Annotated in this window: 12 protein-coding genes; 7 read left to right on the plus strand and 5 right to left on the minus strand. The window is 44.7% G+C overall.

Features of this window, described 5'->3' with window-relative positions; genetic code table 11:
• Positions 1-10: 10 nt before the first annotated feature.
• Positions 11-940: a LysR substrate-binding domain-containing protein gene (locus tag ACQSGY_RS15015; RefSeq protein ID WP_427052479.1), complete on the minus strand. Its 930-nt coding sequence runs from the start codon at positions 938-940 to the stop codon at positions 11-13.
• A 181-nt stretch (positions 941-1,121) separates the two neighbouring features.
• On the opposite strand from ACQSGY_RS15015, the gene ACQSGY_RS15020 reads away from it, so the two are divergent.
• From ACQSGY_RS15020 to ACQSGY_RS15040, 5 genes are all read left to right on the plus strand, one after another.
• Positions 1,122-1,736 (plus strand): NADPH-dependent FMN reductase, encoded by a 615-nt coding sequence (locus tag ACQSGY_RS15020; RefSeq protein ID WP_216513211.1) that lies wholly within the window; start codon positions 1,122-1,124, stop codon positions 1,734-1,736.
• 13 nt (positions 1,737-1,749) lie between these two features.
• Positions 1,750-4,179 (plus strand): flavocytochrome c, encoded by a 2,430-nt coding sequence (locus ACQSGY_RS15025; protein WP_427052480.1) that lies wholly within the window; start codon positions 1,750-1,752, stop codon positions 4,177-4,179.
• Between the two features lie 230 nt (positions 4,180-4,409).
• Complete coding sequence (locus ACQSGY_RS15030) at positions 4,410-5,219, plus strand: lysophospholipase (RefSeq protein WP_427052481.1); 810 nt, start codon at positions 4,410-4,412, stop codon at positions 5,217-5,219.
• 48 nt (positions 5,220-5,267) lie between these two features.
• Positions 5,268-5,789, plus strand: coding sequence for a MarR family winged helix-turn-helix transcriptional regulator (locus tag ACQSGY_RS15035; RefSeq protein ID WP_145402934.1), 522 nt, complete (start codon positions 5,268-5,270; stop codon positions 5,787-5,789).
• A gap of 222 nt (positions 5,790-6,011) precedes the next feature.
• Positions 6,012-7,361 carry an FAD-binding protein gene (locus tag ACQSGY_RS15040; RefSeq protein WP_145402933.1) on the plus strand — a complete coding sequence of 450 codons (1,350 nt, stop codon included), beginning with the start codon at positions 6,012-6,014 and terminating at the stop codon, positions 7,359-7,361.
• A gap of 152 nt (positions 7,362-7,513) precedes the next feature.
• Here the strand turns inward: ACQSGY_RS15040 and ACQSGY_RS15045 are convergent, their stop codons facing one another.
• From ACQSGY_RS15045 to ACQSGY_RS15060, 4 genes are all read right to left on the minus strand, one after another.
• A complete protein-coding gene (locus ACQSGY_RS15045; RefSeq protein ID WP_427052482.1) occupies positions 7,514-8,914 on the minus strand; it encodes a prolyl oligopeptidase family serine peptidase in 1,401 nt (466 codons plus the stop codon).
• Positions 8,915-9,104: 190 nt separating this feature from the next.
• Entirely contained in the window at positions 9,105-9,401 is a 297-nt protein-coding gene (locus ACQSGY_RS15050) for a putative quinol monooxygenase (protein WP_111273008.1), read from the minus strand.
• A gap of 125 nt (positions 9,402-9,526) precedes the next feature.
• The gene (locus tag ACQSGY_RS15055; RefSeq protein ID WP_111273009.1) at positions 9,527-10,177 is read right to left on the minus strand and encodes a nitroreductase family protein; all 651 of its coding nucleotides are present in this window, start codon (positions 10,175-10,177) and stop codon (positions 9,527-9,529) included.
• A gap of 24 nt (positions 10,178-10,201) precedes the next feature.
• Positions 10,202-10,621: a MarR family winged helix-turn-helix transcriptional regulator gene (locus tag ACQSGY_RS15060; protein ID WP_188593007.1), complete on the minus strand. Its 420-nt coding sequence runs from the start codon at positions 10,619-10,621 to the stop codon at positions 10,202-10,204.
• A gap of 387 nt (positions 10,622-11,008) precedes the next feature.
• On the opposite strand from ACQSGY_RS15060, the gene ACQSGY_RS15065 reads away from it, so the two are divergent.
• Together ACQSGY_RS15065 and ACQSGY_RS15070 are read left to right on the plus strand one after the other, a co-directional pair.
• Positions 11,009-11,530, plus strand: coding sequence for a TetR/AcrR family transcriptional regulator (locus tag ACQSGY_RS15065; RefSeq protein ID WP_427052483.1), 522 nt, complete (start codon positions 11,009-11,011; stop codon positions 11,528-11,530).
• A 108-nt stretch (positions 11,531-11,638) separates the two neighbouring features.
• Positions 11,639-12,592 carry an SDR family NAD(P)-dependent oxidoreductase gene (locus tag ACQSGY_RS15070; RefSeq protein WP_427052484.1) on the plus strand — a complete coding sequence of 318 codons (954 nt, stop codon included), beginning with the start codon at positions 11,639-11,641 and terminating at the stop codon, positions 12,590-12,592.
• Positions 12,593-12,882: the final 290 nt, after the last annotated feature.

The following is a 12,882-nucleotide window of genomic DNA, read 5'->3' on the forward strand; positions in this document are numbered from 1 at the left end:
CAACTTCCTCCTACACTGCGCATTGTTGTCCATGATTCAGAAAAGTATGGATAAGGTCATGATCTACACTCGTAAGCTTTCTTTCCCCATGATGTGCTATAAAATAATCCAGACTCATTTTATCAATCGGAATCGGGTAGATATTGTAATCCGAAGGAGACTCGTCAATCCGGACACTTTCTGGAATGATAGTCAGGCCCATATTATGTTTGGCCAGCTTCAACACCGTGTGAATTTCATTGCTTTCCATCACGATGCTCGGTTGTATCTTGTGCACACTAAGTAATTGATCGATCTGTTTACGGACGGCAGAGCCTTTGGACGTTAACACAAGCGGTTGGCTCAGAATGGTAGAGATATCAAGCGTTCCCTCCGGGATGACGGCAACATTGTTCTGGTATAGTTCACAGCCGCGCGGAATGACAGCCCGGTAGCTGTGCCTTCCCCAACTAAATGAGTTTAGATTTGGGGAAATACTGCTCGAATTTTGCCCAATCCAGAAGTCCAATTCATAATTTTGAATCCGTTTTTCATTTTTTTCAGGCAGATCCTCTACAAGATTAATCTTATAGGCAGGATGAAGCTGTAAAAATGCCGGTAAAAAAAGAGGTGTCAAATAAGAACCCAGGCTAGGCAGAATCCCGATTCGCAACACTTTATTACCGATATCTGATGCATATGAGATTTCTTTCATGAGCTTGGCGTAGCTATGTTCGAGTGAAGTCAGGTACTGATAATAGATTTTTCCCTGCTCGGTTAACCGGTATGGAAGTTTGTTGCGAGTAATCAGCTCACAATCTAACTGACTTTCAACTTTTTTGATTACCTTGGTCAGGTAGGGCTGAGAAATATAAAGGGATTGGGCTGCTTTGCTAAAGTTGCTGTATTTCAAAAGGCTGTCGATGTAACATAAAATATCCTGTGATTCTAATTTAGACATGTCGCTCACCCTTTGTGAAAAAAATAACAAACTTTGAATTTGAGCTGATTATAACAAATTGGTTATCAAACTGCAATGAATAACTATTAGATCATTCGAGCTTTAATATGTTAAGGTTATGCCGAAAGATCGAGTCTGACATTGACGAACATGATTTTCGAATGACAGAGAGGGGATTACGATGAATTATTTAGCTATTGTGGGCACGAATTCGGATGTATCAACGAACCGTACGCTGCTTCAATTTATGCAAAAGCATTTTGCCAGTGAGGCCCGGATTGACCTGTTTGAAATCAAGGATTTGCCTGCTTTTATCGAAAAGGATGATCTGGAGGAAGCTGAAGCTGATATTCCTGAGAAGGTACAACAGTTGTTGGACCAAATCTCCAAAGCAGAAGGCATCATCATCGCTACGCCAGAGTATGATCACGCGATTCCTGCTGTGTTGAAAAGTGCGCTGGAATGGGTCAGTTATACCACTCAAACCTTAAAAGACAAGCCTGTTCTGATCGTGGGTGCTTCCCACGGCTCGCTTGGTTCTTCCAGAGCACAGGCGCATCTCAGACAGATTTTGGACTCACCTGAACTTGGTGCGAGAATGATGCCAAGCAGCGAGTTTCTTCTAGGAAAATCACAGAGTGCATTTGATAACAGCGGCAGTCTGATCAGTGCTGAGAAAGTGGCGGAGCTTGAGGAAATTTTCAGAGAGTTTGTTTTGTTTACGGAGATCACAACAGAGCTGCTGTCAAAACGGACGTTGAAGAAAAAAACGAAAAAATTTTCCTGGCAAGAGTAGGGGGCTAACTACAATGAAAATCATAGCGATCGTTGGCACAAATGCAAAGAAATCATATAATCGCAAGCTGCTTCAATTCATGCAAAAGCATTTTGAGTCCAGAGCAGACATTGAAATCCTTGATATTACCGATGTTCCGATGTTTAATCAATCCGATAACCAAACGAACAGTGCAATTATACAATCGTTTAACGAAAAAATTATAGCAAGTGATGGCGTGATTATTGCAACTCCGGAATATAACCATTCCATTCCTTCATCCCTGAAAAGCCTGCTGGAATGGCTGAGCTTTGAAATCCATCCGCTTGCTGGCAAGCCGGTCATGATTATTGGTGCGTCACAGGGAACGCAGGGTTCATCGCGTGCACAGCTGCATCTTCGTCAAATTCTGGATGCACCGGGTGTTGAAGCGAACGTGATGCCAGGATATGAGTTTTTGCTTGGTAGTGCACATAAAGCATTTGATGAAGCAGGAAACCTGAACAGTGAAGGAACGATTGATTTTCTGGAAGTATGCTTCCTTCGATTCCTTCGCTTTGCCAAAATTTCCAATCAGCTCAATGAGGAAGAGGAGTTCACCTATAAGCCTGGTGTGTATGAGGTCAATGCGATCGGTCACAGCGGCAATCTGCCGATGAAGGTATCCTTTAGTGAAAATCGGATCGAACGTATTGATATTGATTCCCAGGGGGAAACCGAAGGCATCGCCGATGTCGTTTTTGTAAGAATCCCGAATAAAATCATTGAAGGACAGACGCTGAATGTGGATGCGCTATCCGGTGCTTCCGAGACAAGTAACGCTGTCATCAACGGTGTCGCCAAAGCAGTTAAACTGGCCGGAGTGAACCCGGACATTCTGAAAAGACGTCCAAAACCTGCCAGCAGCCAGATGAAGGATGATGAGGAATATACTTGTGATGTAGTCGTTGTAGGGGGAGGCGGCGCAGGACTCAGTGCGGCTGCTACCGCATTACAGCAGGGGGCAAGTGCAATTGTGCTTGAGAAATATCCTGCTGTTGGGGGGAACACGATCCGTTCAGGTGGTCCTGTTAACGCGGCAGACCCTGTATGGCAGCAGCAATTTAGTGAGAATCCGGGGGAACGACAAACAATTGAGAACCTGTTAAGTACCGATGAAAGCCTGATTCATCCGGAATATATCGATGATTTCCATGCGTTGAAAGCAGAATTTGCAGCATATCAGGAGAAGTTTGGCACAGAAAAGGCTTATTTATTCGATTCCCCGCTGCTGCACAGAATGCAAACGTATTTCGGGGGCAAACGAACCGACTTGAATGGTACCACGATCTATGGACAGTATGATCTGGTTAAAGTGCTTACCGATCGTGCCCTGGAAAGTGTGCAATGGCTTGAGGATATCGGTGTTGAATATGATAAAAGCATCGTATTTGCTCCAGTAGGTGCTCTGTGGCGCCGTGGTCACAAGCCTGTCAAAAGTTACGGATCTGCATTTATCATTGCGCTTAGCAAATATGTAGAAGACAATGGCGGACAAATTATTACAGATACCCCGGTAAAACAATTGATTATTGAAGATGGAAAAATTGCAGGTGTCATTGCAACGGGTGTAAACGGTCAGAAAATTACGGTTCATGCAAAAGCGGTTGTGCTTGCCAGTGGTGGTTTTGGTGCAAATACGCAGATGCTCAAGGAATATAACACGTACTGGAGCCATATTGACGATGATATCAAAACTACGAATTCCTACGCGATGACGGGTGACGGAATATCGCTTGGCAAGAGTGCAGGAGCCGCACTGACAGGCATGGGCTTCACGCAAATGATGCCGGTAGCTGACCCGGAAACGGGCGAGCTTTTCAGTGGGCTGCAAGTACCGCCTGAAAACTTCGTCATTGTTAACAAAAAGGGAGAACGGTTTGTCAACGAATTCTCTGGACGAGATGTCTTAACCAAAGCGGCGATTGAGCAAGGAAGTTTATTTTATCTGATTGCGGATGACGAAATCAAGAAAACCGCCGCAAATACCAGCCAGGAAAAAATAGATCGGCAGGTAGAAGCAGGTACGCTGTTTAAAGCGGATACGATTGAAGAGCTGGCAGTGAAAGTGGGTATGGACCCTCAGGTTCTCAGATCGACCGTTGATAAGTATAACTCTTACGTAGATGCGGGCTTTGATCCAGAATTCCACAAGGATACGTTTAGCTTAAAAGTGGAGAAGGCTCCATTCTATGCTACGCCTAGAAAACCGGCGGTCCACCATACGATGGGCGGTATCAAAATCGACACCCAAACTCGTGTATTGAATGAAAAAGGTCAACCTATTGCACATCTGTATGCTGCGGGGGAAGTCGCAGGCGGTATTCACGCAGGCAATCGTTTAGGTGGCAATGCCTTGACGGATATCTTTACGTTTGGACGGATTGCTGGTAAAACGGCTGTTGATGAGATGAATCAGCAATAAGTAGTACAAAAAGAAATGTAAAAAGAGCACCATATTTGACTTTTAAACCACTTCACATTGAAGTGGTTTATTTGCAGTTCTATGCGATGCATATAGAAAAGCTTCAAAACTCAAAATGTAAACGCTTCAAAAAATGCTGGACAAATGGAATGATGGAATGATATATTGTTTCTGTGAGAAACAATATTATTTATAATGGATATTAAAATACAAAAAGGATGGGATATGCGATGACTAGAATCGAAACAACGCTTCAATCTTTTGACGGTACACAGCTTTATTTCAGCAAGGATACTGTGGAGAATGCAAAGGCTGCGGTAGTCATCGTACACGGATTGGCTGAGCATGCCAGCCGGTATGATTATGTGACAGAGAAGCTGAATGCACGCGGATTTAACGTATATCGTTTCGACCATCGGGGTCATGCCAGATCGGAAGGGGCACGCACATTTTATAGTGACTTTCATCATTTGATTGATGATGTGAATGCTGTAGTGGAGGCTGTGCTGCAGGAGATCGGAGATACTCCGCTGTATATTATTGGACATAGCATGGGCGGCTTTGCTTCTTCATCGTTTGGAACGAAATATCCGGGAAAAGTGAAAGGCATCGTGTTGTCGGGAGCACTTACCCGTTACAATACAAAGGTGGCTGGAGAACTTCCGATGGAGCTGCCAGCAGGCACATATTTCCCGAACGAACTCGGCAACGGGGTATGTAGTGACCCGGAAGTGGTATCCGCTTACGCCAATGACCCGCTCGTAGAGAAGCAGATCTCAGTGGATTTGTTTAACAGCCTGGGTTATGGCGTGGAATGGCTTAAAGAGAACGCCAAACAATTTGTTGATCCAGTGCTGGTGATGCATGGAGCGAATGACGGACTCGTAAGCGAAAAGGATTCTCGGGACTTTTACGGAGATATCGCTTCAAAGGATAAAACACTGAAAATCTATGCCCATCTCATGCATGAAATTTTCAATGAAACGGCACGGGATGAAGTCATTGAAGAAGCTATTGCATGGATTGAAAAACGCCTCTGATTTCAGTAGAGTAAAAGAGAGAGAATTTGAGGACGAAAGGGATTACGAATGAAATTAGATTGGATGGGTGAACATCGCGAACTTGTCGAGAAGATCATCAAGTACGGCAATGCTTACTCCAACACCTACAAGCTTCAGCGAAGCTACGGAACAGATATGACGTTCTCTGCTGCTCAGATTCAGACACTCGAATATATTTTAGAGGCAGAGGATCAGGAAGAGAAGATGTCCGAGATGGCCGCGCGTTTGGGCGTTAGCCGCAGTACCTTTTCCAAAAATGTGAAAAACCTGACCGAAAAAGGGCTGCTCGAAAAATATCATTTAAGCGGCAACCGCAAAGATATTTACGTCAAACCTTCGGACAAGGGCCGAGAGGTCTACATGAAATATACTGCGTTTGTGCGTGAGCTGTGTTTCGATGATATTTTCAAGCTGGCAGACCAGATTACGGAGGCTGATAAAAAAAGCTTTATTCGCATCATGGATCTGTTAGCAGATGTGCTGCTCTGGTACGGTGAAAAAGAACAGGAGCCGCGCAAGCTCATTAAGATTGAGCCGGACAACTCATAAGCAGCTATGCCGATTTCGAAGGCGGTTCAGTGAACGCTCACGCTGGACCTGGCTAACGCACTACAACAAAATTAAATTCCCTCAGGCTGTTAGTGGCTCTGGGGGGATTTTTTTGCGTTCTGGCCAGTCTACGCCCATTCCCTCCGCGGATGTCGGTCATACAGTATAAAATGCCTAATGCAGAATTACTGTTAACAATCGACAATGTAAGGAGTGGAATATGTGAAGTCAAAAACAAAATTGACTGGACGTGTCATCTTTAAAGGGGAACCGGGCTATGAAGCAGCGCGGAAAAACTGGGACCCGCATACCGACAGGTATCCTAAAGTATTTGTTTTTGCCCAAAAAACGAAAGATGTCTCCAATGCCATCAAGTGGGCTCGTGAAAATAACGTTCCGATCCGGCCGCGAAGTGGCAGACATGCGCTTGAGGTTAATCTGTCGCAGGTCAACGGTGGGATCGTCATTGATGTTAGTGATTTGAATACAATCAAGCTGGACAAAAAAAATGGAACGGTTGTTGTTGGAACAGGAAACCGAGTGGGAAGGATTGCAAATACTCTCGCCAAGCAAGGATTCATTGCTCCTTTTGGTGACAGCCCAACCGTCGGAATCGGGGGAATTACCTTGGGCGGGGGAATTGGACCACTCCAGCGCACCATAGGTCTCATCAGTGATAATCTGCTTGAGGTGGAGATGGTGGATGCGAACGGAAAAGTGATTCGGGCCAATAAACATCGCAATGCTGATCTTTTCTGGGCCTCACGGGGAGGCGGCGGCGGTAACTTTGGAGTGTATACCCGTTACAAATTCAAGGTGCGTCGTGCTCCAGCGAAGGCTACTGTATTTAAAATCACCTGGCCGTGGGCTCAATTCGAGAAGGTACTTAAAGTATGGCAGAAATGGGCTCCATCGGTGGATACCAGATTGGGCAGCGAATTGTCCATCGGACCGAAAAAGGGTGGCAATGTCATCATGGAGGGGCTGTTCTTGGGCTCCAAAACAGAGGCACTCAGGCTATTGCAGCCAATTACGAGTGTTGGCACACCGACGAGCTCCATTGTTCGGTTGTTACCGTATACGGAAGTTGTAAAGTTTTTATTGCTTCCTGATCCAATCGAGACTCAAAGGTTCAGCAACCAGTTCTCGTCCGGTTTTGGACGAAAACCATTCCCCGACAAAGCGTTTAAATCCATGCGAGCATTTTTGGAAAATCTGGAAGAGGGACCAGGCGGATTCTATTTCCTCAACTGGGGCGGAGCGGTAAGCCGCAAATCACCTAGATCAACAGCGTTCTTCTGGCGCAAAGAGAAGTTCTACGTGGAATGGAACAGTACGTGGCTCAAGCCATCCCATGCCGCTAAAAATATCGCACTTGTTCGTCAAACTCGCAAGAAATTACAGCCGTATATCGAGGGTTCTTACATCAACGTTCCCGATCAGGGGATTAAAAATTCAGGGCAGGTATACTATGGTGCCAACTACGCCAGATTACGTAGGGTGAAAGCCAAATATGATCCGAAAAATGTGTTCAACAATCCGCAAAGCATCCCTCCGGCACGCGGTCTGTAGTGATGCAATAAGCAGAAGCCGGTATAGTGGAAAAGGAGCCGCATATGCGGCTCCCGGACTCTACTCGACGATCTTGCGTCCCATTTTACGTACAATATTTTGTGCTGCTAGCCCCTTCTTCGCATCCTGCTAGCTGGACAAGCACTTGCCTGTTATTTCTTCTGATTAGCCAGCCACCCCATCAGCGTTACGGCTTTACCTTTCATTTTGACAGGTTTGCCATTGAAGTCCTTGGAGATGTCGTTGTTTAACACAGGAATCCAGGACCAGTGTCCGTTGTACTCATACGGAGCGTTGTCGCCGTTGCCTTTGGAGTACACCCCACTCATATCCAACACTTTATCAAAATAGGAGTAATGAACATTTTTGGCTCCCGCAGCGATCAAGCGTTTGTAGGTAGCTGTTGACGTTTTGGATGTATCCACCGTCTGATCTGCTCCTGCAGCTGTGAACCAGATCGGAATATTTTTCAGCTTGGCTATATCCTGTTTGGTTAACCAGGAATCGTCGTATGCTTCAGCGGAAGGATAAGCAGCCGCGAAGTAATCGGGGTTGGCCAGCAGCATGTTCAGGGTCATAAATCCGCCGTTGGAGCACCCGCCAATGTAAATGCGATCCGTATCAATATCTGCAGCATGCTGTTTAACATATTGTTTGATCAAAGCAGTTAGTGACTTGGTATACATACTCTTTCCATCCTTGGTGTACTGCCCTGTGCCGTCATTCATCCAGAAGGTCGGGGTTTGAGGAACCAGCACAGCGGCATCCCCAAAATATTTCTGGATCGATTCATCAGCTAATGCGGTTACTTTGTTGCCAAGCAGAGCAATTCTCGGGTCGGTTCCACCTTCACCTGCACCGTGAAGCCAGATGATCAACGGTTTTTTCTTGCTGGTCTCAGGCATATATGAGGCATAAGTCAGCTGAATCTCACCGTATTTGGAGTCCTTGTATTTGAACTTGCCTGTCAGGTCAAACGGCTCAACACCTTGCTCAATCATCGTGTGAGGTGTATCCGGTCTTGTTGTCAAATAATCAATAACATTTCCTGCCTGATCCTGAAGGGATTTTTGCTGAATGATCGTATATTGCAGGTCAACATATCGATTGGTAAAGGACTGCAGATCGAACATAAACGGGCTGGCGGTCATCAGATCGGGATGCACTTTCATCTCAATTGTAATGTATTGGCCGCTGGACATGGAGATTGGATTGCCATTTTTATCGGAAAGGAAGGCTTTCTCTATCGTTCGGCTGCTGCTATCCGATCCATCATACGTTTGCTGTGTTTGAAAATTAATCATCGGATAACTCCGTTCTGCGAGTACCTTAAATGTGTCTTTGGTCAGTGAATTTCCTTGAATGGTGGTACCTGTATCCAAAATGATCTTGTAAACACCAGGCCCCCAATCATATCCTTTGGTTACGAGAGAGTAGGAGAGTGGAGAGCTTGATTCAGCAGAATTGTTTGCGCTTACATTAGTGGAGACGAGCAGGGAGGAAGTTAGAGCCAGAGCCAGAAAACCTGACAGCAAGCTTTTTTTCATATTCATCAGCATATACCTCCAGATGGTTAATTGTATGTAGATGCTAACATTGTATCATTTCAGGAGGGACATGGGAAATACGAGCACCTTTTCCAGCTTTATATTACGCAAAATCGCCTGAAACTCACCCTATGGTGAATTCCAAGCGATTCTGCAAGATGTGAGGCTTTGTATTTCGTAGATTTCTTTAAGACGATTACTGTTTAACTGCTTCGCCTGCAAATACTTCTACGTTCATCGGTGCAGCCATAAATGCTGCAGCTTGTTGAACAAAAGCCTGGAAGTGAGCACTTGAGTTATGAGCCGCTGTTGCAGCTTCATCTTTCCACAGCTCGATCATCGTGTAGCTTTGTTCACGTTCTGTGCTTTTAACAAGATCATAGCTGATGTTGCCTTCTTCTTGGCGTGTTGCAGCAATCAATTCTTTGGCAGCGTTCAGAAAAGCTTGCTCTTGAGCGGCTTGTACTTGCAGATGTGCATGAATGATAATCATGGTGAAAAACCTCCATTGAATTGAAATAAGTGAAGCTGGTTATTGGTAATAAGAGCAGCTCTGAATTTGAACAATGATCAGTGTGCTTTAATCCGGGTCTTTCTAGAAAAAATGTACTTTTGAACTTATGCCCAGGTTGTAATTGTGTCTACTGGCAGACGGTAAGAAGGGTGACCTTCTTTGGCCGATTTACCAATCGAGATCAGCATTACCGGCTGATAGCGGTCTTTGTCCATGCCAAACGTTTCAGCGATTTGAGCTTTTTCGTAACCACCGATTGGATTGGTGTCATAACCGTGAGCACGTGCAGCGAGCATCAATTGCATGGAAACCAGACCAGCATCAATCAGGTTCACGTCACGCAGATCGGAAGCAGGCATATTGTCATAATAAGGTTTAACCACTTTTACTTGCTGTTCTGCAACTTCTTTTGGCATAAATCCGTGCTCAACGGCTTTACCAAAAATCTCTTCCAGATACTCGCCATTGTTCATGTCGATGAATACACCGATCACTGCAGCAGAAGTCAGCACTTGATTTTGGTTAAAGCGTGCGAGCGGGGCAAGCTTCTCTTTACCTTCAGGTGAATCTACTACAAGAAAACGCCAAGGCTGCATGTTCACGGAAGATGGGGCACGGGAAGCCTCTGCCAAAATTTCCGTCATTTCTTCACGGCTGATTTTCACTTCTGGATCATACAATTTGACGGAACGACGGCCGTAGGTAATTTCATTAAAATCATTTGTTTTTTGGAATTTGCTTTGTGTTGTAGACATGGAAATCTCTCCTCTATATATGGTTTAAAAATTGTTTTGCATACGTTCCAAGAAATCGGCGAGCGCATGAATCTCATCTTCACTGAAACCGTCCAGAATCTGATGAATATAATTGGTTTTCTCTGCTTTATATCCTTCAATCTGTTTGCGCCCATGGTCTGTCAGACGGACAAAAGTTACCCGATTATCCTCAGGATTTTTGCGTCTTGTAACCATCTGGTCGGCTTCGAGTTGTTTCAGGTGGCGAGTAATAGCAGCACTGTCGATGTTAATGATCTTCTGAAGCATAGACTGGTTAATCTCGTCAACCTGATCCAGCTCATGCAGAATTTCAAAGCGAGAGGAACTGATCCCGGTGCAGCGTTCAAACTTGGGACTGATTTTGTTCCCCAGCACATTCAGCAGATTAATGATCTGCTCTTCTTTGGAAACCATACGTGTCATGACTAGACCTCCCGGGTGAATCCAATCAACAACGGCGTATGTTAACAAATAATTAAAGTTGCCAGTATACAATGCCATTGCCTCATGATTCTGTAGCTACGCTCAATCGTTGATGGATCAATATTTGATACGTCAATCATTGATGGCTCAATTAATATATCATGTGATTTATCATTTTGCAACAGGTTTGTGGAAAGAATATTGCTTCTATAAGGTTAACCTTAGATGTATATTTTACTCTCTCCGGCGGTAAACGCGGTCGCCGTGAATTTCAATTCAACTTATGAGTGGTTCTCTATTTCTCTTTTGCGTTGCTGATGTGATTTCGATATACTTCTAGTTATTGATCAATTCATAACATATTGCAAAAAAAAAGGGGATTGCGAGATGGCAAAAGAAAAAACGACATCAATAAACCGGAGAGATGACATGATCTCGGCAGCAATCGAAGTGTTCGCGGAAACAGGATATTACCGGGCTACTACGGCTCAGGTGGCAGAGCGTGCACAGATCTCACAGCCGTATATATTCCGTTTTTTCAAAACAAAAGAAGAACTGTTATTATCGGCGCTGGAAGTATCATGGACTCGGGTGATTGACTCGTTCCGGAAGGTTGTCGAGACGGCTGAGCCTGAGCGGCTGGAGGCCGATTTGATTCGTGCTTATGAACAGATTATTGAATCCCATAAAAGTGAGATTTTGCTTCAGACCCAGGCTCAGACCATTCGGGAAGACGTCATTCGTCAGGCCATGCAAAAAGGGATTGGAGAGGTCAGAGCGATGGTACTGAAAGCTTTCATGGACGCGGGCATTGCTGAAGCTGAAGAGAGAACCAAAATTTTTCTAGCTGTTGGACTGCTTTGTAATATGTCTACTGCATTGGATATGCCGGAATTAATGGGCAAATAAAGGGGCAAGCCCTTTTTCTAAAATAGTTATTGATCAATCACTAAATATAGTTTATATTATTTTCATAGTAATTGATTGATCAATAATTATACGAAAGAGGTTGATTGAATGAAGCGAGCAATTGTCATCGGAGCAACAGGTGGAACAGGTGAGGCCATTACGAGGGAATTGGTGAAGCAGGGCATTCACACCGTTGCTTTGGGTCGTTCCAGATCCAAACTGGAGCAGCTTGGAAGGAAGCTCGGTTCACCAGCATGTCTGGAGATGGTACTTGGTGACGCAATGCATCCTGATGATCTGATCGAAGCTGCCCGTGACGTGGATGTAATGTTTCATTGTGCCAATGTACCTTATCAAGATATGGAAACCAGGTTAATTCCACTGGGCGAATCAGTGATGAAAGCAGCGGAAGATCTCGGCAAGAAATTGGTTGTGATTGATGGAATCTACCCGTATGGCAGAAGGCAAATGGACGAAGTAACGGAGGAGCACCCGAAGCAGCCCCATACACGCAAAGGTAAAACACGGCTTGCCTATGAGCAGATGTTGTTTAGTGACAGATGGAGCAGAGCACAGGTCATGATCGTTCGTTTACCCGACTATTATGGTCCTTCAGCCAATGAAGCCTCTTATCTCGGTTCGACTCTTGAAGCGATAGCCAAAGGAAAAATGGCCTTTTTTATCGGTAACATGAAGGTTGCAAGGGAATATGTGTATTTGCCTGATGCTGCAGATATGGTAGTGAAACTGGCTGGAAGAGATTCAGCATATGGACAGAACTGGAACATTCCAGGTACAGGTCTCATATCCGGTCAAAATATCGTACGAATTGCGCAGAAAGCTGCGGGAAGAAGGAAGCCTGTGATTGCACTTGGAAAAGTAGGATTGTCACTGCTGGGATTGGGCGTACCGGTGATGAAAGAGATTGTAGAGATGCTGTATCTGACCGAAGAGCCGCTGATTTTAAGCAGACGCAAATATGAGGAGCAGATTGGTCCAATTACGGCAACGTCTTTTGAAGAGGGCATCACGAAAACAATTCAGGCGATTCAGGAAATATAGAGAGGTGATGTTTATATATGTTTTTTCGGTGCCGTAGTAATTGATCAATCAATAACTACCTTTGAATAAAGGATGAAAAGGAAAACGTGATAATGCCCGTAGAGGTCGATGGTCAGCTCATATATCTTTGTTTTCGTGCGGACAAACAAGGACGCCCCCTATTTTTGGCTTTCATGACAATAAAGCTCCCATCACCTTCAATTGAGCAGGCTGTGCTCATATAATAACGCTAATAGTTCTTTAGTATTAAACCTGACAAGTGATTCATCGTCACGAAAGGATTGGTCTTC

The organism is Paenibacillus sp. TC-CSREp1 (assembly GCF_050171015.1).
GTDB classification, from domain to species: domain Bacteria; phylum Bacillota; class Bacilli; order Paenibacillales; family Paenibacillaceae; genus Paenibacillus; species Paenibacillus silvae.